The 22,962-nt window shown below is 66.7% G+C and carries 24 protein-coding genes; 19 read left to right on the forward strand and 5 right to left on the reverse strand.

Annotation, left to right across the window (positions count from 1 at the left end; genetic code table 11):
- Positions 1–61: 61 nt before the first annotated feature.
- The gene (guaA, locus tag ACUDP5_RS17360; protein WP_263914048.1) at positions 62–1,654 is read right to left on the reverse strand and encodes a glutamine-hydrolyzing GMP synthase; all 1,593 of its coding nucleotides are present in this window, start codon (positions 1,652–1,654) and stop codon (positions 62–64) included.
- Between the two features lie 120 nt (positions 1,655–1,774).
- Positions 1,775–3,235, reverse strand: coding sequence for an IMP dehydrogenase (guaB, locus tag ACUDP5_RS17365; RefSeq protein ID WP_175192159.1), 1,461 nt, complete (start codon positions 3,233–3,235; stop codon positions 1,775–1,777).
- A gap of 209 nt (positions 3,236–3,444) precedes the next feature.
- On the opposite strand from guaB, the gene ACUDP5_RS17370 reads away from it, so the two are divergent.
- From ACUDP5_RS17370 to ACUDP5_RS17395, 6 genes are all read left to right on the forward strand, one after another.
- On the forward strand, positions 3,445–4,071 hold the full coding sequence (locus ACUDP5_RS17370) for a DUF2239 family protein (RefSeq protein WP_263914049.1): 627 nt from the start codon (positions 3,445–3,447) through the stop codon (positions 4,069–4,071).
- 8 nt (positions 4,072–4,079) lie between these two features.
- Positions 4,080–4,592, forward strand: a complete 513-nt coding sequence (locus tag ACUDP5_RS17375; protein ID WP_445656716.1) for a hypothetical protein — start codon at positions 4,080–4,082, stop codon at positions 4,590–4,592.
- Between the two features lie 69 nt (positions 4,593–4,661).
- A complete protein-coding gene (locus ACUDP5_RS17380; RefSeq protein ID WP_263914051.1) occupies positions 4,662–5,045 on the forward strand; it encodes a DUF393 domain-containing protein in 384 nt (127 codons plus the stop codon).
- A 136-nt stretch (positions 5,046–5,181) separates the two neighbouring features.
- Positions 5,182–5,685, forward strand: coding sequence for a sigma-70 family RNA polymerase sigma factor (locus tag ACUDP5_RS17385; RefSeq protein ID WP_263914052.1), 504 nt, complete (start codon positions 5,182–5,184; stop codon positions 5,683–5,685).
- A gap of 15 nt (positions 5,686–5,700) precedes the next feature.
- Positions 5,701–6,648 carry a FecR family protein gene (locus tag ACUDP5_RS17390; RefSeq protein ID WP_445656717.1) on the forward strand — a complete coding sequence of 316 codons (948 nt, stop codon included), beginning with the start codon at positions 5,701–5,703 and terminating at the stop codon, positions 6,646–6,648.
- A 227-nt stretch (positions 6,649–6,875) separates the two neighbouring features.
- On the forward strand, positions 6,876–9,284 hold the full coding sequence (locus ACUDP5_RS17395; RefSeq protein ID WP_445659182.1) for a TonB-dependent siderophore receptor: 2,409 nt from the start codon (positions 6,876–6,878) through the stop codon (positions 9,282–9,284).
- A gap of 76 nt (positions 9,285–9,360) precedes the next feature.
- On the opposite strand, the gene ACUDP5_RS17400 is transcribed toward ACUDP5_RS17395, so the two are convergent.
- Complete coding sequence (locus ACUDP5_RS17400) at positions 9,361–10,239, reverse strand: LysR family transcriptional regulator (RefSeq protein ID WP_445656718.1); 879 nt, start codon at positions 10,237–10,239, stop codon at positions 9,361–9,363.
- Positions 10,240–10,476: 237 nt separating this feature from the next.
- Here ACUDP5_RS17400 and ACUDP5_RS17405 point away from each other — a divergent pair, with 237 nt between their 5' ends.
- The 6 genes from ACUDP5_RS17405 (at position 10,477) to ACUDP5_RS17430 (ending at position 14,944) form a co-directional block, all read left to right on the forward strand.
- Positions 10,477–11,472, forward strand: a complete 996-nt coding sequence (locus ACUDP5_RS17405) for a Bug family tripartite tricarboxylate transporter substrate binding protein (protein ID WP_263914055.1) — start codon at positions 10,477–10,479, stop codon at positions 11,470–11,472.
- A 123-nt stretch (positions 11,473–11,595) separates the two neighbouring features.
- Complete coding sequence (locus tag ACUDP5_RS17410; protein WP_445656719.1) at positions 11,596–12,561, forward strand: 2-hydroxyacid dehydrogenase; 966 nt, start codon at positions 11,596–11,598, stop codon at positions 12,559–12,561.
- A 282-nt stretch (positions 12,562–12,843) separates the two neighbouring features.
- Positions 12,844–13,290 carry a GNAT family N-acetyltransferase gene (locus tag ACUDP5_RS17415; protein ID WP_445656720.1) on the forward strand — a complete coding sequence of 149 codons (447 nt, stop codon included), beginning with the start codon at positions 12,844–12,846 and terminating at the stop codon, positions 13,288–13,290.
- 41 nt (positions 13,291–13,331) lie between these two features.
- Positions 13,332–13,598: a hypothetical protein gene (locus ACUDP5_RS17420; protein ID WP_263914058.1), complete on the forward strand. Its 267-nt coding sequence runs from the start codon at positions 13,332–13,334 to the stop codon at positions 13,596–13,598.
- 87 nt (positions 13,599–13,685) lie between these two features.
- Positions 13,686–14,072 (forward strand): hypothetical protein, encoded by a 387-nt coding sequence (locus ACUDP5_RS17425; protein WP_263914059.1) that lies wholly within the window; start codon positions 13,686–13,688, stop codon positions 14,070–14,072.
- Positions 14,073–14,251: 179 nt separating this feature from the next.
- On the forward strand, positions 14,252–14,944 hold the full coding sequence (locus tag ACUDP5_RS17430) for an aspartate/glutamate racemase family protein (RefSeq protein ID WP_263914060.1): 693 nt from the start codon (positions 14,252–14,254) through the stop codon (positions 14,942–14,944).
- A 43-nt stretch (positions 14,945–14,987) separates the two neighbouring features.
- Here ACUDP5_RS17430 and ACUDP5_RS17435 read toward each other — a convergent pair whose 3' ends face one another.
- A complete protein-coding gene (locus ACUDP5_RS17435) occupies positions 14,988–15,140 on the reverse strand; it encodes a hypothetical protein (protein ID WP_263914061.1) in 153 nt (50 codons plus the stop codon).
- A 146-nt stretch (positions 15,141–15,286) separates the two neighbouring features.
- Here ACUDP5_RS17435 and ACUDP5_RS17440 point away from each other — a divergent pair, with 146 nt between their 5' ends.
- Complete coding sequence (locus ACUDP5_RS17440) at positions 15,287–15,580, forward strand: hypothetical protein (RefSeq protein WP_263914062.1); 294 nt, start codon at positions 15,287–15,289, stop codon at positions 15,578–15,580.
- A 126-nt stretch (positions 15,581–15,706) separates the two neighbouring features.
- Here the strand turns inward: ACUDP5_RS17440 and ACUDP5_RS17445 are convergent, their stop codons facing one another.
- Entirely contained in the window at positions 15,707–15,916 is a 210-nt protein-coding gene (locus ACUDP5_RS17445) for a cold-shock protein (RefSeq protein ID WP_057286732.1), read from the reverse strand.
- 599 nt (positions 15,917–16,515) lie between these two features.
- Between ACUDP5_RS17445 and ACUDP5_RS17450 the strand changes: the two genes are divergently transcribed.
- The 6 genes from ACUDP5_RS17450 to ACUDP5_RS17475 are packed head-to-tail and all read left to right on the forward strand — an operon-like array spanning position 16,516 to position 22,951.
- On the forward strand, positions 16,516–17,493 hold the full coding sequence (locus ACUDP5_RS17450) for a LysR family transcriptional regulator (protein WP_445656721.1): 978 nt from the start codon (positions 16,516–16,518) through the stop codon (positions 17,491–17,493).
- Complete coding sequence (locus ACUDP5_RS17455) at positions 17,490–18,968, forward strand: NAD(P)-binding domain-containing protein (protein ID WP_445656722.1); 1,479 nt, start codon at positions 17,490–17,492, stop codon at positions 18,966–18,968. Before ACUDP5_RS17450 ends, ACUDP5_RS17455 begins: the two co-directional genes overlap by 4 nt.
- A complete protein-coding gene (locus tag ACUDP5_RS17460) occupies positions 18,965–19,939 on the forward strand; it encodes an ABC transporter permease (protein ID WP_263914065.1) in 975 nt (324 codons plus the stop codon). The genes ACUDP5_RS17455 and ACUDP5_RS17460 overlap by 4 nt, the downstream gene beginning before the upstream one ends.
- Complete coding sequence (locus ACUDP5_RS17465; protein WP_445656723.1) at positions 19,936–20,853, forward strand: ABC transporter permease; 918 nt, start codon at positions 19,936–19,938, stop codon at positions 20,851–20,853. The genes ACUDP5_RS17460 and ACUDP5_RS17465 overlap by 4 nt, the downstream gene beginning before the upstream one ends.
- A complete protein-coding gene (locus tag ACUDP5_RS17470; protein ID WP_445656724.1) occupies positions 20,850–21,884 on the forward strand; it encodes an ABC transporter ATP-binding protein in 1,035 nt (344 codons plus the stop codon). Before ACUDP5_RS17465 ends, ACUDP5_RS17470 begins: the two co-directional genes overlap by 4 nt.
- A complete protein-coding gene (locus ACUDP5_RS17475) occupies positions 21,881–22,951 on the forward strand; it encodes an ABC transporter ATP-binding protein (protein ID WP_445656725.1) in 1,071 nt (356 codons plus the stop codon). The genes ACUDP5_RS17470 and ACUDP5_RS17475 overlap by 4 nt, the downstream gene beginning before the upstream one ends.
- Positions 22,952–22,962 lie beyond the last annotated feature (11 nt).

The following is a 22,962-nucleotide window of genomic DNA, read 5'->3' on the forward strand; positions in this document are numbered from 1 at the left end:
ACATCCCATGAAAAAAGGCGCCGAGGCGCCTTTTTTTATTCACCGCGAAACCACCGCAGCTTTATTCCCACTCAATCGTCGCCGGCGGCTTGCTCGACACGTCGTAAACAACCCGATTGATCCCACGCACTTCATTAATGATCCGCGAAGACACGCGAGCCAGCAACGGATGCGGCAGCGGCGCCCAATCTGCCGTCATGAAGTCAAACGTCTGCACGGCACGCAGGGCTACGACGTATTCATACGTACGGCCATCGCCCATCACGCCCACCGACTTCACCGGCAGGAACACGGCAAAGGCTTGCGAGGTCAGTTCGTACCAGGTCAGGCCGCTGGCTTCGTCCTTGGTGTTGCGCAGTTCTTCGATGAAGATGGCATCGGCACGGCGCAGCAGTTCGGCGTATTCGTGCTTCACTTCGCCCAGGATGCGCACGCCCAGGCCGGGGCCGGGGAACGGGTGGCGGTAGACCATCTGCGGCGGCAGGCCCAGAGCCACGCCCAGTTCGCGGACTTCGTCCTTGAACAGTTCGCGCAGGGGTTCGAGCAGCTGCAGGTTCAGGGTGTCGGGCAGGCCGCCCACGTTGTGGTGCGACTTGATCGAGGTGGCCTTGCCGGTCTTGGCGCCGGCCGATTCGATGACGTCGGGATAGATGGTGCCCTGGGCCAGCCATTTGGCGCTTTTCTGCTTGCCGGCTTGTTCCTGGAACACTTCGACGAATTCGCGGCCGATGATCTTGCGCTTGGCTTCGGGGTCGGCCACGCCGGACAGCTTGCCCATGAATTGGGCGGTGGCGTCGACGTGGATGATCTTGACGCCCATGTTCTCGGCGAAGGTCTGCATGACCTGCTTGCCTTCGTCCAGGCGCAAGAGGCCGTGGTCGACGAAGACGCAGGTGAGCTGGTCGCCGATGGCCTTGTGGATCAGCGCGGCAGCCACCGACGAATCGACGCCGCCGGACAGGCCCAGGATGACTTCGTCGGTGCCGACCTGCTCGCGGATGCGGGCGACGGCTTCGGCGACGTAGTCGGGCATGTTCCAGTCGCCCTGGCATTCGCAGATCTCGTTGACGAAGCGGGCCAGCATGGCCTTGCCTTGAACGGTGTGCGTGACTTCGGGGTGGAACTGGACGGCGTAGAAGCGGCGGTCTTCGTCGGCCATGCCGGCGATGGGACACGACGGCGTGGACGCCATGATCTTGAAGCCCGGGGGCAGCTCGGTGACCTTGTCGCCGTGGCTCATCCAGACCTTGAGCATGCCGTGGCCGTCGGCGGTGGTGAAGTCTTCCAGGCCTTCCAGCAGCTTGGTGTGGCCGTGGGCGCGGACTTCGGCGTAGCCGAATTCGCGGTGGTCGGAGAAGCTGACCACGCCGCCCAGTTGCTGCGCCATGGACTGCATGCCGTAGCAGATGCCCAGCACGGGCACGCCCAGCTCGAACACGGCGTGGGGCACGCGCATGGAGCCTTCTTCGTAGGCCGAAGCGTGGCTGCCCGACAGGATGATGCCCTTGAGGCCTTGCGCCATTTGTTCGCGCACGAAGGCGTCGTCGACGTCGCCCGGATGCACTTCGGAATAGACGCCGGCTTCGCGAACGCGACGGGCGATCAGTTGGGTGACTTGCGAACCGTAGTCGAGAATGAGGATGCGCTGGTGCATGGAGACTCTACCGGTAATGAATGAAACCGCAGTAAATAAAACCGCACCGGCAGACCCGCTGACTGATTTTGCGGTTCTGCCGGTGCGTGATGCATGACATTGTAGTTGACTGTACGGGAATCAGTCGGCGCGGTAGTTGGGCGCTTCCTTGGTGATCTGTACGTCGTGCACGTGGGATTCGCGGACACCGGCGGAGGTGATTTCCACGAATTCGGCCTTGGTGCGCATGTCGTCGATGGTGGCGGCGCCGCAATAGCCCATCGAGGCGCGGATGCCGCCGACCAGTTGGTAGATGATGGCCAGCACGCTGCCCTTGTAGGGGACGCGGCCTTCGATGCCTTCGGGGACCAGTTTGTCGGCGTTGTTGGCCGGGTCCTGGAAGTAGCGGTCGGCCGAACCGTCGGTCATGGCGCCCAGGCTGCCCATGCCGCGGTACGACTTGTACGAACGGCCTTGGAACAGCACGACTTCGCCCGGGGCTTCTTCGGTGCCGGCGAACATGCCGCCCATCATGCACGAGAAGGCGCCGGCCGCCAGGGCCTTGGCGACGTCGCCCGAGTAGCGGATGCCGCCGTCGGCGATGAGGGGCACGCCCGTGCCTTCGAGCGCCTTGGCGACTTCGGAGATGGCATGGATTTGCGGCACGCCGACACCGGCGACGATGCGGGTGGTGCAGATCGAGCCGGGGCCGATGCCGACCTTGACGCCGTCGGCGCCGTATTCGACCAGCGCGCGCGCGGCGGCGGCGGTGGCGATGTTGCCGCCGATGACTTCGACCTTGGGGTAGTTCTGCTTGACCCAGCGCACGCCTTCCAGCACGCCCTTGGAGTGGCCGTGGGCGGTGTCGACGATGAGGACGTCGACGCCGGCGGCGACCAGCTTTTCCACGCGCTCTTCGGTGCCGGCACCCACGCCGACCGCTGCGCCGACGCGCAACTGGCCCTGGGTGTCTTTGCTGGCGAGCGGGTGTTCGGTGTTCTTGACGATGTCTTTGACGGTGGCCAGGCCACGCAGTTCGAAGCCGTCGTTGACGATCAGCACGCGCTCGAGGCGGTGCTTGTGCATCAGGGCCTGCGCTTCATCGAGCGTGGCGCCTTCTTTCATGGTGACCAGGCGTTCCTGCGGCGTCATGATGTTGCGCAGGGGTTGGTCGAGGTTTTCTTCGAAGCGCAGGTCGCGGTTGGTGACGATACCGACCAGCTTGCGGCCTTCGACGACCGGCAGGCCCGAGATGCCATGCTGGCGCTGCAACGCAATGGCGTCGCGCACTTTCATCTGGGGGGTGACGGTGACCGGATCGATCACGATGCCGAATTCGTGGCGCTTGACGCGGGCGACTTCACGGGCCTGGGCGTCGGCGGACAGATTCTTGTGGATGATCCCGATGCCACCTTCCTGGGCCATGGCGATGGCCAGGCGGGACTCGGTGACGGTGTCCATGGCGGCGGACACGAGGGGGATGTTCAGGCTGATGTTGCGGGTGAGGCGCGTGGCCAGGGAGGTGTCGCGCGGCAACACCTCGGAATACGCAGGCACCAACAACACATCGTCGAAGGTGAGCGCTTTTTGAACGAGACGCATGGGTAACTCCGGGCGCAAAGCAAGATTATACGCCGCCTGTGTGTTTTGACTAGGTATTGACCCTAGGTCGGCGCAGGATTTTTGCGACTTTTTTCATGGGCGTGGCGCGGCCGCGACTATTTTTACCCGGATCATATTGACAGGCGCTTTTTGTCGGATCACAATGCATTCCATAAAATTTACCCGGGCAAAATTTAGCCTTGACCGCCATGACCACGATTCCCTCCCCCGCCGCAACGTCCGCGGCCGCCCTGCACACCGCCTTCGAAGGCCACCGCCTGCTGGCGCGCGGCCCGCTGGCCGATGTAGCGCTGGCCGTGCGGCAGACGTCGGCCGCCGGCAGCGATGCCGCCATCCTGGTGTTCGATGACCAGACCGGCAAGCAGGTCGACCTGGACCTGCGTGGCGACGAGGCGCAGATTCGCCAGCGCTACCAGCCGCAACCGGCTGCCGACGCCGCGCCAACGGAAGATGCACCCGACGCCGCCCCGCGTGGCCGCGGCCGGCCCAAGCTGGGCGTGGTGCCGCGCGAAGTGACCCTGCTGCCGCGCCATTGGGACTGGCTGGCCGCGCAACCCGGCGGCGCCTCGGTGGCGCTGCGCAAGCTGGTGGAACAGGCGCGCCGCGACAACGAGGCGCGCGACCAGCAACGCCAGCGGCAAGAGGCCGCGTACCACTTCATGTCCAGCATGGCGGGCAACCTGGCCGGTTTCGAAGAAGCCACGCGTGCGCTGTATGCGGGCGACCGAGAGCGATTCGCGCGGCAGCTGGCCGACTGGCCGCAGGACGTGCGCGACTACGCGATGCACCTGGCGTGGGCGGACGCGGCGGCGTAGGCAGCACGATGATCCGCCGTGTCTGGTCATGTGGCGCCCTGGGCGCGGTGGCGTTGGCGCTGGCCGGCGCCTGGGGCTGGCACGCCTGCCGGCAACCGGGCGCGTCCGACGTACCCCGGTTGGAGGCCCTGCTGGCCTACGTGCAACCGCTACGCATCGCGGGCTATTCGGCCAAGGGGCCGAAGCAATTGGCCTACGGGGCCGTTCGGTATTGCGAACCGGCAGGTGCATCGTGCGCGTTGCCGGGTCGGCCGGCAAGCCAGGCCTTTGATGCGCAAGCGGCCGCGCAGCATGCGGATTTGCGCAGGCGTATCCGCGAGCTGGGATTGGCCATCGACGCCTTTCGTATCGAGTATGACGCGTCGGGCGCGGTGGCGCATGCCACGCTGGATGTGGCGGACCGTCACCTGCTCTGGTACGAATATTCGCCGCAGGAACCGCTGCTGCCGTCGCACCCGCAATTGGTCGTCACGCCCCTGGCCGGGCCGTGGTATCTGCAGGAAGATATCGACTGGAACTAGGGCCACGCCCCGGCCACCGCCCCGGCCCACGGCAGCACCGCGCCGCGCACGCTGGTAAGCTCTGTCTATATGGATGCCACCCCCCGGAACTTCCTGCTGTACGACGGCGACTGCCCGTTCTGCACGAATTACGTGCGGATGGTGCAGTTGCGCAAAGCCGTGGGGCCGGTGGCGCTGTTGAACATGCGTGAACATCCGGACCTGGCCGCGGCCTTTCGCAAGCAAGGCTACGACCTGAACGAAGGCATGCTGCTGCGGCTGGACGGCAAGACCTACTGGGGCGCCGACTGCATCAACCGGCTGGCGTTGATCAGCACCGACAACGACCTGTTCAACAAAGTGAATGCCGCGGTGTTTCGCAGCCCGTGCCTGTCGGCGGCGCTGTATCCGTTCATGCGGCGCGGGCGCGCGCTGACGCTGGCGCTGATGGGCAAGAAGAAGATGCCGGCCTGACGTCGCGGCCCGCCGCGGCAGCGAGCCGCGGCAAGCATCGCGTGCCCCACCCGCTGGCCGAGCGCTTCGGCGAAAGCCGCTTGCCACAACCAAATGCAACGCATTATCATTCCGGTCCCACTTTACGGCCACCGGTATGGCAAGCCGCTTATCACGCGCGAAGGGATTCCTGCCCTTCTACGAGGAATTGCTGCGCACGTGGACGCGACGCCTGGGCAACCGGCCCGCGGCCGAAGACCTGTCGCACGACACCCTGCTCAAGTGCCTGGAGGCGGACGACGCCACCGTGCGGGAGCCGCGCGCCTATCTGCATCAGACGGCGCGCAATCTGGTCATCGACCAGCATCGGCGAGAAGGCGGCGTCGAGATGCTGCCGCTTGATATCATTGCGGCCCATCCCAGCCGCCTGGGCGACCCGCTGTCGCAGGCCCGGTCGGGCCAATTGACGCAAGACCTGGAACGCGCCCTGGCCGAGCTGCCCGAAAAATGCCGCCAGGTGTTCCTGTGGCAACGGCTGGAAGGCCTGAGCCAGGCCGAGATCGCCGAGCACATGGGCCTTAGCAAGAACATGGTCGAAAAATACATGATCCGCGCCTTGCGCCACCTGCGGCAGCGCCTTAGCGCGCATGCACCGCACTAGCCGCGCGCCGCTGCCATGACGCACTCCCTGCCCGCCCCGCCCCCTCCGGATGAAGCCGCCGCGCGTTGGTTCGCCCGCGCGCAGTCGGGCGACATGACCGAGGCCGAACGGCAGGCGCTGCGCGATTGGTTGGAAGCCGATCCGCGCCACCGCTACGAATACGATTTTCTTGACCGCCTGTGGCAAGCGTCCGCCAAGGTGCGGCCGGACCGCGTGCAACGCCAGGCCGCCGCGCCGCGCCGCCGGCGTTTTCTGGTGGGCGCGGGCGCGACGCTGGCGCTGGCGTTGGCAGGCGGCGTCGTGCTGATGATGCCCGGGGACAAGGTGATGGCGTTGGCGACCGGCATCGGCGAGCGCAAGCAATTGCAGCTGCCCGATGGCTCGCTGCTGGAACTGAATACGCGCAGCCAGGTTCGGGTACGGCTGGGCAAGGCGCAGCGCCTGGTGGAACTGGTGGCGGGCCAGGTGATGTTCACGGTGGCGCACGATTCGCAGCGGCCATTCGTCGTCGATGTGGGCCGCGGGTCGGTCACGGTCACGGGAACGCGCTTCGAGGTGCGGCGCGGCGACACCGGCGCGGACGTGGTGGTCGAGTCCGGGTCCGTGCGGGTCGACGGGCCGCCCGGCCTGGCGGGCGCCACGGCGGCGCTGACGGCCGGACAGCGCGTGGCGCTGGACGCCCAGGGCCGCCTGGGGCCGGTGACGGCGGCCGATGTCGACGCCGTGCTGGCCTGGCGCAACGGCAAGCTGGTGTTTTCCAACGCGGCGCTGGCCGACGTGGCGCGTGAAGTGTCGCGCTACCGCCGAGTGCCGATCGTGGTCGATGCCGCGTCGGCACGCATGCGCCTGACCGGCATGTTCAATACCGCCGACCCCGACAGCCTGCTGGCCGCCCTGCCCCAGTTGCTGCCGGTGACGGTGCGCCTGCTGCCGGACGGCACGGCGCAGGTGAGCGCGCGCTGATCGTTGCCGGAATCGGCTGTCGCGCCATCGTTACAAATTCCCATTCAGGTTTTTTTGCCGGATTGCGTCTTCCGCAAAAGCCCTCCGATGTCATGGCGCCTGTCCCGGGCGCCGACAACGGCGGGCCCCCTTTGGCAAAGAACAGGAGCAGGAACGTGCAGGCAGGGTTGGAACACTTGGGATTGGACGCGCGCAGCCCGTTGCGCAGCGCTGGGCGAGCCGGCGCGCTGCGCCTGGCGCCGGTCGTGCTGGCGCTGGCTTGCGCGTTTGCGTCGGCCGCCTCGCAGGCCCAGGGCACGACGGCGGCGCCGATCGCATTCAGCATGCCCGCCCAGCCGCTGGACGCCGCACTCAAGCGCCTGGCGCAGCGCACGCCACTGCAACTGTTCTACGCCCCCGAGGTGGTGGCAGGTCTGCAAGCGCCGGCCCTGTCGGGCAGCTACACGCCCGAAGAGGCGCTGGCCCGGTTGCTGCGCGGCAGCGGCCTGGAGCAGCGCCGCGAAGGCAATGCCATCGTGCTGCAACGGGCTGCCGCGGCCCAGGCTGGCCCGGTGACGCTGGCCGCGGTGGAAGTGAGCGCGTCACGCACCCAGTCGGACCTGGCCAGCCCGACCCGGCAGACCACGGTGATCGAGCGTGACCAGCTGCAGGAATTGCGCACGGGTTCCGACAGCCTGGCCACGGTGCTGGCCAAGGCGGTGCCGGGCATGGCCGATTCCAGCCGCACCATTACCGACTACGGCCAGACGCTGCGCGGGCGCAGCATGCTGGTGCTGGTCGACGGCATTCCGCTGAACACCAACCGCGATTCCGCGCGCAACCTGGCCAATATCGACCCGGGGCTGATCGAACGGGTGGAAGTCCTGCGCGGCAGCAGCGCGATCTACGGCGCCGGCGCCACGGGCGGCATCGTGTCCATCACCACGCGCCCGGCCGGCGGCCCGGACGTGGCCGAGACCACGCTGACCGCCACGTCGCCGTTGACCCGCCTGCGCGCCGACGGCCTGGGCGGCCAGTTGCAGCAACACTTTGCCGGCAGCCAGGGCAAGCTGGACTATGCCTTCGACGTGGGCGGCCGGCATATCGGCAGTTCGTACGACGCCAACGGCCACCGCATCGCCCCCGAGCCCAGCCAGGGCGACATGTTCAACGCCAACGCCTTCAACGTGGGCGCGAAACTGGGCGTGCGGCTGGACGACAATCAGCGCGTGCAGTTGTCGGTCAGCCATTACAACGCCGACCAGGACACCCACTACGCGTCGGACCCCGCCGTGGCGCGCCTGCCGCCGGGGTCGGCCACGGCCCGCCCGCTGGACGGGCTGCAACTGGACGACCAGAACCAGATCCGCAATACCCTGGTCAACCTGGAATACCAGCACCAGTCGCTGTGGGGCAGCAAGCTCAGCACCCAGGTGTATTACCGCGACTACTACACCCGCTTCACGCCGTTCGATGCGCGCGCCGTGGTCACGCGCGGCAACAACGTCGACCAGGTGATGCAGAATTCGCACGTGCTGGGCAGCCGCATCACGGTGGACACGCCGCTGGGCGATGCCAAGCGCACCAAGCTGCTGTGGGGCCTGGATTTCAACCAGGAACGCAGCGACATGCCCAACGACATCTTCGACCCCGTGGCGTACGACGCCAGCGGCGGCCGGGTGTTTCGCCGCACCGGCACGGTGACCTACATGCCCGAGCTGACCACCCGCAGCACCGGCCTGTTCGGCCAGCTGGAACACAAGTTCGACGACCAGTGGTCCGCGCAGGGCGGCGTGCGCTACGAGTATTCCAGCGCCCGTTTCGACGATTTCGTGCCGCTGTCGCAGTCGCGGGTGGCGAATCCGCAGACGATCAAGGGCGGCTCGGTCAGCTACGACGCGCTGCTGTTCAACGCGGGGCTGGCCTATTCGCCGGTGCGGGGGCAAGAGTTCTATACCTCGTTCAGTCAGGGCTTCCAGTTGCCGGATATCGGCGTGCAGATGCGCAATGCCCGCCCGGGGTTCAACATCGCCTCGTCGGACCTGCAACCGGTCAAGACCAACAACTATGAAGTGGGCTGGCGCGGCGGCTTCGGCAATACGTCGGCGACGCTGGCGGTGTTCTATTCGACGTCCAAGCTGGGCGACGTGCAAAGCTTCAACAACGGGCTGATCCTGACCCGCACGCAAGAGAAGATCTTCGGCGTCGAAGGCAGCCTGGACTACAGCACCGACGATGACCGCTGGGGGGCCGGCGGCACCTTCACGTGGACGCGCGGCCGCGAAACGCCGGACGGCCAGCCCAGCCAGCCGATGACCGGCTACCGCATTGCGCCGCTCAAGCTGACCGGCTATCTGCAATACCGCCCCAGCGAGCACTGGAGCAACCGCGTGCAGATCACGTATTTCGGCAGCAAGGACTACCGGCTGGACGGCGTGAACAGCTTCGGACGCCGCGAGGTCAGCAGCTACACCACGGTGGACCTGATCAGCCGCTACGAACTGAGCAAGCAGGACACGCTGACGCTGGGCATCGAAAACCTGTTCAACCGCGACTATTACCCCCAGTACAGCCAGTTGATGCGCAACAGCCTGAACAGCAGCCGCCTGCCGGCCGCGGGCATGGCGCTGACGGCGATGTACACGCATCGCTGGTAGGCGCGGAGCGCCTGGGCGGCTCGCGCGGGTGGAACGACGCCGTCCGCGCGGGCAGCTCGGACGGCGCCGGCCTCGATCACGCCGTTTCCGCGACTTGCGTGAGAAACGCGGCCAGCGCGGGGTTGTCGTGCTGCGCGTGCCAGGCCAGGTACATGTCGGCGTAGAAATCGCGCTGGCCCAGCGGCCGGAATTCCACGCCTTCCAGGCGCAGCTCGCGCGCCGAATCCGGCACGATGCCCACACCCAGGCCGGCCCGCACCAAGGCCAGCAGGGTGTGCGTCTGGCTGGCGCGCTGCACGTATTGCGGCTGCACGTCGGCCAGCCCGAAGGCGCCGACGATGCGGTCGTAGAAGTATTTGCCTTCGCGCGGCGAATACAGCACGAATGGCTGGCCCTGCAACAGGCGCAGCGGCACGACGGCGTGCGCACATAGCGGCGAACCGGCAGGCAGCGCCAGCATCAGCGGCTCGCGTTCGATCAGGCGGGCCTCGATGCCGCTTTGCTGCGGCACGCTGCGCGCCAGGATCGCATCCACCTCGCGCGCCACCAGCAGGCGCGACAGATCCGTGCTGACGGTTTCGCGCAACTGGATGTCCACGCCGGGCAGCCGCTTGCGCGCCCGCACCACCAGTGACGGCATCAGCCGGTACGACGCCACCGCCGTGAACCCCAGCGTGATGTGGCCGGCCTCGCCGCCCGAGGTGCGGCGGGCGATGGCCGCGGCGCGCGCGGAATATTCCAGCAGGTGGCGGGCATCGCGCAGAAATGCCCGGCCCGCCGCGCTCAGTTCCACCTGGCGGCTGCTGCGTTCGAACAGCGTCACGCCCAGGTCTTGCTCCAGCAACTGGATCTGGCGCGACAGCGGCGGCTGCGTCATGCACAGGCGCTGCGCCGCGCGGCCAAAGTGCAGTTCTTCGGCCACGGCGATGAAGCATTCAAGCTGGCGGAATTCCATCGATTCAATCCTTGAATTGATCAATGCTATTTATAGCTCGAACAGTCATCCATCGGCAGGCATTCCTATACTCGGCCGCAAGGGTCAGACCCAGGTCCACCGACACAAAAGGAGGCGTTGCGCCGTGTCGGCGGACCCTGCCCCCAGCACATCGAGGCGAGCCGCCGCAGCCCCATTTTTCGCGGCCGGAATTGCCCGACCTTCGTCGCTCCACCCATCCACCACAAAGAGAAAATCATGGAGACAAACCGACCCGCGCGCCCCCGCATCCGGCTTATCGCCGCGCTGCTGGCCCTGGCCGCCAGCAGCGTCCTGCCGAGTGCGGCGCAGGCTGCGCCCTACCCTGAACGCCCCATCAACCTGATCGTGCCGTTCGCGCCGGGCGGCGGCACCGACATCTCGGCGCGGCTGCTGGCCGCGGCACTGGGCGACAAGCTGTCCGCGTCCGTCGTGGTGGACAACCGCCCCGGCGCGGGCGGCCAGATCGCCGCCGACCTGGTGGCGCGCGCCAACGCCGACGGCTACACGCTGCTGTTCGCCAATTCCGGCATGCTGGCCATCAACCCGTGGATCTACAAGCTGCATTCGGACCCGGCCAAGGCCTTTGCACCCGTGTCCTTATTTTCGGACCTGCCATTCGTGCTGGTGGTGCCAGCCACCCTGCCGGCCAAGGACGTGTCGGAACTGGTGGCGCTGGCGCGGGCGCAGCCCGGCAAGCACACCTACGCCAGCTCGGGCACCGGCGGTGCGCCGCACTTGTCCGGCGAGATCTTCCAACAGGCCACCGGCGTCGACCTGATGCACGTGCCCTACAAGGGAGGCGGTCCGGCCATGACGGACCTGATGGCGGGCCGGGTCGACATGCTGTTCGCGTCGGTGCTGGAGACCATTCCCTACGTCAATTCCGGCAAGCTGCGCGCGCTGGCGGTGACGGGCGCCACGCGCTCGCCCGCCCTGCCCGGCGTGCCCACCATCGACGAGGCCGGCGTGAAGAACGCGCAGACGGGTTCGTGGACGGCGGTGCTGGCCCCCGCCGGCACGCCGCAAGCGGTGATCGACAAGCTGTCCGCCGCGATTCGCGAGGTGGCCAGCGACCCCGTCATGAAGACCAAGCTGCAATCCCAGGGCGCCGTGGCCCATGGCTCCACGCCGCAGCAACTGGAAGCCCTGGCCGCCAGCGAGCGCGAACGCTACGGGCAGATCATCAAGACCCGGCATATTCAAGTCCAGTAGTTCACGTCCGGTAGCGGTGCCGGTCCGCCGCCCCAGGGCAGCGGGCCGGCGATATCCCTGCCGCGTCCTTCCCCCTCGGCAGCCCGCGCGATGCAGGCCGCCTTTTAACCCCGCACCCCAGCCATGACATCCACTTTGACCGCCCCCGCCGCCGACCTGCTGATGGTCGGCCCCCTGCTGCCCGAACTGACCGCCGACCTGGAATCGCGCTACCGCGTGCACCGCTGGTGGGAAAGCCGCGACCAGGCCGCGCTGCTGCGCGAACACGGCCCGGCCATCCGCGGCATCGCCACCAGCGGCCGCTTTGGCGCATCCCGGTCGTTGATCGATGCGCTGCCCGCCCTGGAAGGCGTGTTCAGCTTCGGCGTCGGCTACGACACCATCGACGTGGCGGCGGCGCAGGCGCGCAACGTGCTGGTCACCAACACCCCCGGCGTGCTGGACGCCTGCGTCGCGGACACCGCGCTGGCGTTGATGCTGGCGGCCCCGCGCCGCATTGCCGAAGCGGACCGCTTCGTGCGTGCAGGCCGCTGGCCGCAAGAGGGCTTCGGCCTGGGTACCCGCATGAGCGGCAAACGCTGCGGCATCGTGGGCCTGGGCAATATCGGGCGGCAGATCGCACGCCGGGCCGAAGCCTTCGACATGCCCATCCTGTACACCAGCCGCAAGCCGCGGGCAGATGCGCCCGGCCACTATCAATACTGCGCCGACGTGCTGGAACTGGCCGCCCAAAGCGACTTCCTGGTGCTGGCCGTGCCGGGCGGCGCGGCAACCCGGCATCTGGTCAACGCCGCCGTGCTCGACGCGCTGGGGCCCCAAGGCTGGCTGATCAACATTGCCCGGGGCAGCGTGGTGGATGAAACCGCGCTGGTCGCCGCGCTGCGCGACGGGCGCATTGCCGGCGCGGGCCTGGACGTGTTCGAACACGAGCCGGCTACGCCCCCGGCGTTGAACGGGATGGACAATGTGGTGATGCTGCCCCATATTGCCAGCGGCACCCACGAAACCCGGCGCGCCATGGCGGACCTGATGCTGGCAAACCTGGATGGCTGGTTCCGGGACGGCACGACGGTGACCCGGGTGGTCTAGGTAAATGTGTCCGACTTGTGGACACTGGACCTTGCAATCTATCGCATATCTGATAAATTTCTCATCGCACTGGCTCGTGCCGGCGAGCCGTTGTGCTTGTTGTTGTAATTTTCTCCGGCCTTCGGGCCGGATTTTTTTTGCCTTTTTTCATCATCCCTGTGCCATCCGCCCGCATCAAGCCGGCTTTGGCGCCTATCAGGCCGGCATGGCCCGCCTCAGCGCGCCGCTCGCATTTGCAGCCGTGGTAGCCTGACCGCCCGACAAAACATCGCTGGGCATTCCATGATCGCAGTCCACAGAATCGAGCCGTCCCATTGGGCGCTGGCCTATCCCCTGATCGCACAATTGCGCAAGCTGGACGAAGCGGAATTCCTGCATCGCGTGCGGCGTCAATCGCACACGGGCTATGAGCTGGTCGGCGCGTACCTGGACGGCAAACTGGTCGGCGTGATGGGTATCCGGCCGGTGCATACCCTGGCGCGCGGCCCGCACCTGCACGTGGATGATCTGGTGGTCGACGCAGCCATCCGCGGCAGCGGCGCCGGACGGGCGCTGATGGCGTACGCCGAAGCCGATGCCCGGGCTCGCGACATGGGCGCCGTGTTCCTGGATGCCCGGCCCGATGCGGTGGCGTTCTATGAACGCGAAAAATATGTGTTGCACCCGGCCCCGTCGATGAAGAAGATCATCGACAAAGGCGCCGACACCCCGGTGACGCAGGCTTCCTGACGGGAGTATCGTGGCATTGGCTGTTCGAAAAGGAGCCGGCCATGCCTGACAGTCCCGCCCTCGAAGCCAGCGCGTCCCAACTGGGCAATCTGGCGCAGTTCCTCATCTGGGTGTCCGAACACCCGCGCACCTACGCCGACATCATGGACGCCTGGCGCACGTCGTGCCCCCGCCTGTCGGCCTGGGAAGACGCCACGGCCAACGGCCTGATCGACCTGACCCGCGGCCACGCCAGCGGCCCGGCCGTTGCGGTGCTGACGCCCAAGGGCCGCGCCTGGCTGGATGCGCGCGAAAAAAGCGCAGCGTGACCGAAGCCAGGGCAGCGTGGTGCTATGGTGCGGACATGACGGCCGACAACCGGCCGTCGCCCCAATACTTCCCCTGAAGGCACGACCATGGAAAATCCCTTTGGCGATTCGGACGACACGTCCAGCAACCGGCGCCAGTACCTGGTCCTGATCGCGGCCTCGAAAGACAACGCGTCGATGGCCCAGAAGCTGCTGGAAAACCTGAAGACGCACGTGGACGAACGCGCGGCGCCCCTGTGGATCGATGCCAAGGGCATCGGCGTGTTGCTCACCACCGAATTGGTCGCCTCGGAAATCTGGCAGGCCATGTTCCAGAAGGCGCCGGGGCAAGATTTCGGCGACACCCGCAACATGCTGGTGCTGGAACTGGGCAAGGACTGGGCCGCCCGCCGCGACGACAAGATCGAACACTGGCTGGCCAGCCACGTCGGCACGCCGCTGCCGGCCCCGCGCCGCCCGGATAAACGGCGCTGACGGCAACGAGCCGGCGGACATGCTCGCCCCGCAGCCGACGCGGGGGGGCAAAGTATCCATATGCTTCAACGCTATTCCAATGGATAAGAATTCGCGAAGAAAGCCCGGCACCGGCCACAATCGCTGCCTTGCCGTATTTCGCATCCCGCATTCGGCCCGACTTACCGGAGCAGCAATTCTTGAAAACCATAGGCATTCTGGGCGGTATGTCCGCCGCCTCGACCCAGATCTATTACCGTGAACTCTGCAACCAGACCCGAGCCCGCCTGGGCGGGCTGCATTCGCCGGAACTGCTGATCCGTTCGCTGGATTTCGCCAGGATCGAAACGCTGCAGGCGCAGGGACAATGGGACCAGGCCGCCGATATCCTGAACCACGAAGCGCGCGCCCTGGAGCGCGGCGGCGCTGATTTCCTCCTGCTGGCGACCAATACCATGCATAAGCTGGCAACGCCGATGATGCAGGGCGTGTCGATTCCGCTGCTGCATATCGCCGATGCCACCGCCGCCAGCATCCAGCGCCGCGGCTTGCGCTCGCCCGGCCTGATGGCCACCGCCTTCACGATGGAACAGTCTTTCTACACGGACCGTCTCGTCGCCGCCGGCCTGGAGCCGGTGATTCCCGAGCCGGCCGACCGTGCTCGAACCCATCGCATCATCTACGAAGAGCTCTGCCGCGACGAGATCAATGAAGACAGCCGGGCCGAGTTCGTCGCCATCGCCAGCCGCCTGATCGACCGCGGGGCCGATTGCCTGATTCTGGGCTGCACCGAGGTCGGCATGCTGCTCAACCAAGGCAACGTCGCCGTGCCCGTGTTCGACACGACCCTGGTGCATTGCGAAGCCGCGCTGAGCCTGGCCCTGGCGCAGTGAATACGTCGGCCCGCCGCGGCCCCGCGGGCAGGCCGACCACAGCCTAGCAGTTGCCTTTCTTTGCCTGCCCCGGCGGACAGAAACCGCCACGGCCACCGCCGTCGTGGGGATCGACCACGATGGACCCGCTGGGGGTATAGACCGCACAGCCGGTCAGCAACAAGACGATGGCGGCCAGGCTACAGAGCGTTTTCATGATGCAACTCGCAGGATTGAGACGCCGCGAGTGTAGGAGAGGGTCGGGAAACAGGGTTCGGCGATTGGTAACACTTGGCCGACCCGCAACAAACCTGGCCCTGTTTTTGGCGGATTATACTGGATATATAACCAGTGTTTTTCGCCATGCCGTTCAAAGTCCCCCTCACCCATGCCGAGCTGCGCGTCATCCGCGAGCGCCAGCCCTGGAACGCCGATGTGCTTGCCCTGCTCTGGGAGGTCAAGCGCATGCGCTCGCTGCTGCTGCGCATGCATCAGGTCTCGTGCGACCTGAAACGGCCCGCCGGGCTGATGGGCGATATCTACGACGAACTGCTGGCCAGCCTGGCCCAGGAACCCTGCATCCTTGAACGCGACCAGATGACGGCCGAACTACTCGAAACGCCTGCCGGTCAGCGCAAAGGCATGGCGCCGCGCTGAAAGGCCTTCGTGTTGGTCCAGATGGCGAGTGCGGCCCAAAACGAAAGGGCCGGATCCAATGTTTCAAAGGATCCGGCCCCACAACCTGCTACCGAACTGCTTGCATTGCAGCAAGCAGCCCAGCGATTAAATCGATTTGATCATGGTCGCCGTAGGACCTTTTTGCCCTTGGCCGGCGACGAACGAAACACGCTGGTTCTCTTCAAGAGATTTGTGTCCATCACCCTGAATTTCAGAGTAATGGGCGAAGAGGTCTTTGCCACCGAGCTCCGGCATGATGAAGCCGAAGCCCTTGTCGTTGTTAAACCACTTCACGATACCAGTTTCAATCTTCAATGTAAGTCCTAGATTTGCAGGGAAAAATGTTCCCGGCGCCACTATCAGTCATTGCCCTGAACAAAGATACGCCTGTTTCAGAATAATACATCTACCCTTCCCTCCCCGCCCCGTCCACCGACGCCCCCGTCATCGATCAGATCGTCCGCTTTCATCGCGACGCTGATCGAGGGAATCCACGATGGAGTCAGCGTGCCCCCCCGAGCAATGCCGTTCAGGCGTCAGGAAAGCGACCAGCCCACTGCCTCATCTCGCTTGTCGTGGAAGTCGTCCCACTCCGCGCCACATGCCGAGCAGACAAACGCCTCGTGGGTCACGCCTTTCCGCGCCATAGCGAGGCTGCGGACATAGCCAAGGCTGAGCAGCCCAGCATGCCCCTGGGCGCCCCGCTGGTTCTGAATGATCCCTCTGCACGCCGGGCACAACGATCCCCGCTTGCGACGGGCGGCTTAGGGGAAACCCGGTAAGTCATTGAAATAACGTGCAGTAATGAAAAGGCATCAGGAAATCCCCATTAGGGAATTTGCTTATGCCCTTTAATTATTTGTACAGCGCATACTGGGTGGGCAAGAATGCGTTCTGAGCATAAAGCACCCCAGATGGAACTTCGCCAACTCGAGGCCTTCGCGGCCGTCATGTCCACAGGCAGCGTCACCGCTGCCGGGCGGCTGCTCGGCCGTTCGCAACCGGCCATCAGCCGGCTGCTGCAAGAACTGGAAGCCGAGATCGGCTACGCCCTGTTCGCTCGCAGCGGCCCCCGCGTGACCCCCACCGACCAGGGCTTCCTGCTGTACGACGACGTCGAACGCGCCCTGTCCAGCCTGCAGCAGATACGCGGCCGCGCCGAGGAAATCGCGCGCGGCCAGGCGCAGCCGTTGCTGCTGGCCGCCACGTCGGCGCTGGCGGCCGGGCTGGTGCCCGATGCCCTCAAGCGCATCGAAGCGCAAAGCGGCGCCGCGCGCATCCAGTTGCGCAGCGCATCGCCCGAACGCGTGGTGCACGCGGTGCTGAGCGGCGCAGCCCAGTTGGGCGCGACCAGCCTGCCGCTGGAACACCGCGGCCTGACGGTGCACTGGATCGGGCAGGCGCCCTGTGTGGTCGCGCTGCCGGAAAACGACCCGGCCGCACGCCATGACGTGGTGCCCGTGGCCGAGCTGGCCGGGCGCCGCGTCATCACCATGGCCAACCCGTACCGTCTGCGTCGGCGCCTGGACGCCGCGCTGCCGCCCAACGGCAACCCGCTGGGCGCCATTGAAACCAATTCGTCCGTCAATGCCCTGGCCGCCGTGCGCGCCGGCCTGGGCGTGTCGGTGCTGGAACCCATTACCGCCTACGGCGCGCCGATGGCGGGCGTGGTGATCCGGCCGATCGACCTGGACATCCCTTTTTTCTTCGGGGTCATCACCCCGCAGTCGCAAGCGCTGACGCCGGCCTGCCAAGCCTTGGCCGATGCCCTGGCGCAGGCCGCGGCGGCGCTACTGCCCGGCTTCGTGCTGCACGACGCCTGCCAGCACGGCGCGCTGCTGCAGTCCATCTACGGTGATGAAGCCCCTCTTACGGATACCCCCGCACTATGACTTTGCCCATTGCCGCCCCGGCGCCCGCGCCGCAAGGCCTGGCCGATCTGGAGGCCCGCCTGCGCCAGGACCTGTCCTGGCTGGAAATCCCCGCCAAGAACTGGGTCACGCCGCGCCTGGTCGACGGCCAGCCCGTGCTGGACGTGGCCATCGTGGGCGGCGGCATGGCCGGCCTGGCCGCGGCGGCGTCGCTGACGCACCTGGGCGTTGTCGCCCCCATCTTCGACCAGGCGCCCGAAGGCTATGAAGGCCCCTGGGCCACCACGGCCCGCATGGAAACGCTGCGCTCGCCCAAGCAACTGACCGGCCCCGCGCTGGGCCTGCCCGCCCTGACCTTCCGCGCCTGGTTCGAGGCGCAGTTCGGCCTGCAAGCGTGGGAAGCGCTGGACAAGATTCCGCGCCTGCAATGGATGGACTACCTGCGCTGGTACCGCCGCGTGCTGAACCTGGACGTGCGCAACGAACACCGCATCCTGGCCGTGCTGCCGCGCGCCGACCAGCTGGTGCAGCTGGACATCGAATCGCCCGCGGGCCGCAGCACGGTGCTGGCGCGCCGCGTGGTGCTGGCCACCGGCCGCGACGGCCTGGGCGGCGCCTATGTGCCGGCCTTTGCGCACAAGCTGCCGCGCGACCGCTGGGCCCATTCGTCGGACGTGATGGACTACGCCACCCTGGCCGGCAAGCGCGTCGGCGTGGTGGGCGCGGGCGCATCGGCCATGGACAGCGCGGCCACTGCGCTGGAAGCGGGCGCTGCCAGCGTGGACCTGCTGATCCGCCGCAACGACATTCCCCGCATCAACAAGGGCAAGGGCGCCGGCAACCCGGGCCTGACCCACGGCCACCTGCACCTGCCCGACGACTGGAAGTGGAAGATCCGCCACTACATCAACGCCGCCCAGGTGCCGCCCCCGCGCGGCAGCACGCTGCGCGTGTCGCGCCATCCCAACGCCTTCTTCAACCTGGGCTGCGGCGTGCAGGACGTGGAACTGGCCGGCGACGACATTCGCGTCACCACGCCCAAGGGCGTGTTCACGCTGGACTTCCTGATCTTCTCGACGGGCTTTCGCATCGACTGGACCGTGCGTCCTGAATTCGCGGCGCTGGCCCCGCACGTGCGCGCCTGGGGCGACCGCTACACCCCGCCGGCCGGCGAAGAAGACCAGGAACTGCACGACTCGCCCGACCTGGGTCCCGTTTTCGAACTGCAGGAAAAGACCCCGGGCGCCTGTCCGGGCCTGGACCGGGTGCATTGCTTCTCGTACCCCGCCGCCTTGAGCCAAGGCACCGTGTCCGGCGACATTCCCGCCATCAGCGAAGGCGCCAAGCGCCTGGCGCAGGGCATCGCCGGCCTGTTCTACCGCGAAGACGTGGCGGTGCACTACGCCAACATGGAAGCGTTCTCTGAACCGGAAGTATTCGGCGACGAGTGGACGCCGGCCCCGGCCCCCGCCAAGCACGCGGAGACCGCGCAATGACCGGTTGGCTGCTACGCCGCATCGCGCAGGCCGCGGTGGTCGTCTTCCTGATGACGCTGATCGTCTTCGTGGGCCTGCACGCCATCGGCAACCCGGTAGACATCCTGATCGGCCAGGACGTCGACCAGATCGACCGCGCCCGCATCATCGCCGAACTCGGCCTGGACAAGCCCCTGTGGCAGCAGTACCTGGGCTTTCTGAACGGGGCGTTGCACGGCAACCTGGGCAACAGTTTCGTCTACAACATCCCCGCCGTGGAACTGGTGATCCAGCGCCTGCCGGCGACCCTGGAATTGGCCATCGCCGCCCTGATGCTGGCGGTCATTGTCGGCCTGCCGCTGGGCCTCTTGGCCGGCCTGTATCCCGACAGCCGCTTTTCGAAGCTGGTGATGGCGGGCAGCATCGTGGGCTTTTCGCTGCCGACCTTCTGGGTCGCGCTGATGCTGATCATGACCTTCAGCGTATCGCTGGGCTGGCTGCCGGCCAGCGGCCGCGGCCAGACGGTGGAATTCCTGGGCTTTCAGTGGTCTTGGCTGACGGCCGACGGCTGGCGCCACCTGATCCTGCCGGCGCTGAACCTGTCGCTGTTCAAGATCTCGCTGGTGATCCGCCTGACGCGTGCTGGCGTGCGCGACGTGATGCCGCTGGACTTCGTCAAGTTCGCGCGCGCCAAGGGCCTGTCGCCGTTTCGCGTGGTCTGCGTGCACGTGCTGCGCAACACCATGATTCCGCTGGTGACGGTGCTGGGCCTGGAACTGGGTTCGACCATTGCGTTTGCCGTCATCACTGAGAGCATCTTCGCCTGGCCGGGCGCCGGCAAGCTGATCCTGGACAGCCTGAACGCGCTGGACCGCCCCGTGATCGTGGCCTACCTGATCGTGGTGGTGTGCCTGTTCGTGACGCTGAACCTGATCGTGGACATTCTTTATAAAGTGCTGGACCCCCGGGTGCGGCTGGAGGCATCGGCATGAGTGCCACGTCTACCCCTACCCCTACGCCCGCTCTGCGCCGCGAGTCCCCCTGGCGCCGCAACCTGCTGGAATTCCTGTCGTCCAGGACGGCGGTGTTCGGCCTGGTCATCGCCACCCTGCTGATCCTGGCGGCCGTGCTGGCGCCGTGGATATCGCCGCAGAACCCGTACGACCTGCTGCAGATCGACGTGCTGGATTCGCGCCAGCCCCCGGGCACGATGAACGGCCTGGGCACTTTCCATTACTGGCTGGGCACCGACGGCCAGGGCCGCGACCTGCTGTCGGGCATTCTGTACGGCCTGCGCATCAGCCTGATGGTCGGCGTGGGCTCGGCCCTGATCGCCGGCATCATCGGTACGCTGCTGGGCCTGTTGGCCGCCTATGCCGGCGGCAAGGTCGATGCGCTGATCATGCGCCTGGTCGACCTGATCCTGTCGTTCCCGTCCATCCTGGTGGCCATGATGATCCTGGCCTACCTGGGCAAGGGCGTGGGCAACGTGGTGCTGACGCTGGTGATCCTGGAATGGGCCTACTACGCCCGCACCGCGCGCGGCCAGGCCCTGGTCGAACGCCGCCGCGAATACGTCGAAGCCGCCCGCTGCCTGGACATTCCCAACTGGCGGATCATGGGGAAGCACATCCTGCCGAACTGCCTGCCGCCGCTGATCGTCATCGGCACCTTGCAGATTGCGCGCGCCATCACGCTGGAAGCCACGCTGAGCTTCCTGGGGCTGGGCGTGCCGGTGACCGAACCGTCGCTGGGCCTGCTGATTTCCAACGGCTTCCAATACATGCTGTCCGGCGAATACTGGATCAGTTTCTACCCCGGCATCGCGCTGCTCGTCACCATCGTGGCGATCAACCTGGTGGGCGACCGCCTGCGCGACGTGCTGAACCCGAGGACCCACAAATGACCGCCGTCCGCCCCGCCGCGGCGCCGGCCGCCGTATCGAATCCGGCCGCACCGGCCACGCTGGAAGTGCGCAACCTGCGCACCCATTTCTTCACCCGCGCCGGCACCCTGCCCGCCGTGGACGACGTGTCGTTCACGCTGGAACGCGGCAAGATCCTGGGCCTGGTCGGCGAGTCCGGCTCGGGCAAATCCGTCACCGGCTTTTCCATCATGGGCCTGGTGGACGCCCCCGGCCGCGTGGTCGGCGGCCAGGTGCTGTTCCAGGGCCGTGACCTGACCAAACTGGCCCCCCGCGAACTGCGCAAGCTGCAGGGCAACCGCATCGCCATGATCTTCCAGGATCCGATGATGACGCTGAACCCCGTCTTGCGGGTGGACGTGCAGATGATCGAAACGGTGCGCGCCCACAGCAGGATGAGCAAGTCGCAGGCCCGCGAACTGGCCCGCGACACGCTCGGCATGATGGGCATACCCAGCCCGGAAGAACGCCTGCTGGCCTACCCGCACCAGTTGTCCGGCGGCATGCGCCAGCGCGTGGCCATTGCGATCGCCATGCTGCACCGCCCCGACCTGATCATTGCCGACGAGCCGACCACCGCGCTGGACGTCACCATCCAGGCGCAGATCCTGTCCGAAGTGCAGAAGCTGGCGCAGCAGCACGGCACCAGCCTCATCTGGATCACCCACGACCTGTCGGTGGTGGCGGGCCTGGCCGACGAAGTGGCCGTGATGTACGCCGGCCGCATCGTCGAACACGGCAAGGTCGACGACGTGCTGGATCGCCCCCAGCACCCCTACACGGTGGGCCTGATCGACAGCCTGCCCAGCAACAACCAGCGCGGCCAACGCCTGCGCCAGATTCCCGGCATGACGCCCAACCTGCTCCACCTGCCCGCCGGCTGTGCGTTCGCGGCGCGCTGCGCGCGCGCCACGGCGCAGTGCGGCCAGGCGCCCGCCATCACCGACGTGCTGCCCGACCACCAGGTGCGCTGCTTTCACCCGACGATTCAACTGCGCGAGGTGGCGGCATGAGCCAGCAATCCGCTATCGGCACGCCGTTGCAAGCGCAGCCTGACACGACGGCCGGCGCACAAGCCGGCGTCACGCCCCTGATCGATCTGCGCCAGGTCAGCAAGCGCTTTGGCGAACGCCCCGTGGGCGCCGCTGGCCGCGCCTTGCAGCGCCTGGGCCTGTCCAAGCCGCCCGCCATCACGCGCGCCGTCGACCATGTCGACCTGATCGTGAACCCCGGCGAAGTGGTCGGCCTGGTCGGTGAATCCGGCTGCGGCAAGTCCACCCTGGGCCGCATCGCGGCGGGCCTGCTCACGCCGTCCGGCGGCGAAGTGCTGATCAATGGCCGCCGCCCGGCCGAAATGACGTCGGCCCAAGCCCACGCCGCCCGCCTGAAAGTGCAGATGATCTTCCAGGACCCCTACGCCAGCCTCAACCCGCGCCTGCGCGTGGACGAGATCGTGGGCGAAGCGGCCCGCATCCACGGCCTGGTGGGCAACGGCGAATTCGATGACTATGTCAGCGCCCAGCTGCAGCGCGCCGGACTGGACCCCGCGCTGCGCCAGCGTTATCCGCACCAGTTCAGCGGCGGCCAGCGCCAGCGCATCGGCATTGCCCGCGCCCTGGCCGTGCAACCGTCGATGCTGGTGTGCGACGAAGCCGTGGCCGCGCTGGACGTGTCCATCCAGGCGCAGATCCTGAACCTGTTCATGGACCTGCGCGAACAGCTGAACCTGACGTACCTGTTCATCAGCCACGACCTGGGCGTGGTCGAGCACCTGTCGGACCGCGTGGTCATCATGTACCTGGGCCGCGTCGTGGAAACGGCCACGGTCGACGAAGTCTTCCAGCGCCCCAACCACCCCTATACGCAGGCGCTGCTGGCTGAAATCCCGAACCTGAAATCGCGCCACAAGACCTTTACCGCCATCAAGGGAGAGATTCCCAGCCCGCTGAACCCGCCTTCTGGCTGCCACTTCCATCCGCGATGTCCGCATGCGATGCCGCGCTGCAAAACCGAGGTTCCCACTTTGAAGGGAATCGCCATCAACCACCTGAGCGCCTGTCACCTGAACGACATGGCCTGACGCTCGCGGAC

Source organism: Achromobacter sp. NCFB-sbj8-Ac1-l (genome assembly GCF_052695805.1).

Coding starts and splice junctions, on each gene's coding strand:
- guaA (WP_263914048.1), bottom strand. CDS start 1,654: ATGCACCAGCGCATCCTCATTCTCGACTACGGTTCGCAAGTCACCCAA.
- guaB (WP_175192159.1), bottom strand. CDS start 3,235: ATGCGTCTCGTTCAAAAAGCGCTCACCTTCGACGATGTGTTGTTGGTG.
- ACUDP5_RS17370 (WP_263914049.1), top strand. CDS start 3,445: ATGACCACGATTCCCTCCCCCGCCGCAACGTCCGCGGCCGCCCTGCAC.
- ACUDP5_RS17375 (WP_445656716.1), top strand. CDS start 4,080: ATGATCCGCCGTGTCTGGTCATGTGGCGCCCTGGGCGCGGTGGCGTTG.
- ACUDP5_RS17380 (WP_263914051.1), top strand. CDS start 4,662: ATGGATGCCACCCCCCGGAACTTCCTGCTGTACGACGGCGACTGCCCG.
- ACUDP5_RS17385 (WP_263914052.1), top strand. CDS start 5,182: ATGGCAAGCCGCTTATCACGCGCGAAGGGATTCCTGCCCTTCTACGAG.
- ACUDP5_RS17390 (WP_445656717.1), top strand. CDS start 5,701: ATGACGCACTCCCTGCCCGCCCCGCCCCCTCCGGATGAAGCCGCCGCG.
- ACUDP5_RS17400 (WP_445656718.1), bottom strand. CDS start 10,239: ATGGAATTCCGCCAGCTTGAATGCTTCATCGCCGTGGCCGAAGAACTG.
- ACUDP5_RS17405 (WP_263914055.1), top strand. CDS start 10,477: ATGGAGACAAACCGACCCGCGCGCCCCCGCATCCGGCTTATCGCCGCG.
- ACUDP5_RS17410 (WP_445656719.1), top strand. CDS start 11,596: ATGACATCCACTTTGACCGCCCCCGCCGCCGACCTGCTGATGGTCGGC.
- ACUDP5_RS17415 (WP_445656720.1), top strand. CDS start 12,844: ATGATCGCAGTCCACAGAATCGAGCCGTCCCATTGGGCGCTGGCCTAT.
- ACUDP5_RS17420 (WP_263914058.1), top strand. CDS start 13,332: ATGCCTGACAGTCCCGCCCTCGAAGCCAGCGCGTCCCAACTGGGCAAT.
- ACUDP5_RS17425 (WP_263914059.1), top strand. CDS start 13,686: ATGGAAAATCCCTTTGGCGATTCGGACGACACGTCCAGCAACCGGCGC.
- ACUDP5_RS17435 (WP_263914061.1), bottom strand. CDS start 15,140: ATGAAAACGCTCTGTAGCCTGGCCGCCATCGTCTTGTTGCTGACCGGC.
- ACUDP5_RS17440 (WP_263914062.1), top strand. CDS start 15,287: ATGCCGTTCAAAGTCCCCCTCACCCATGCCGAGCTGCGCGTCATCCGC.
- ACUDP5_RS17450 (WP_445656721.1), top strand. CDS start 16,516: ATGGAACTTCGCCAACTCGAGGCCTTCGCGGCCGTCATGTCCACAGGC.
- ACUDP5_RS17455 (WP_445656722.1), top strand. CDS start 17,490: ATGACTTTGCCCATTGCCGCCCCGGCGCCCGCGCCGCAAGGCCTGGCC.
- ACUDP5_RS17460 (WP_263914065.1), top strand. CDS start 18,965: ATGACCGGTTGGCTGCTACGCCGCATCGCGCAGGCCGCGGTGGTCGTC.
- ACUDP5_RS17465 (WP_445656723.1), top strand. CDS start 19,936: ATGAGTGCCACGTCTACCCCTACCCCTACGCCCGCTCTGCGCCGCGAG.
- ACUDP5_RS17470 (WP_445656724.1), top strand. CDS start 20,850: ATGACCGCCGTCCGCCCCGCCGCGGCGCCGGCCGCCGTATCGAATCCG.
- ACUDP5_RS17475 (WP_445656725.1), top strand. CDS start 21,881: ATGAGCCAGCAATCCGCTATCGGCACGCCGTTGCAAGCGCAGCCTGAC.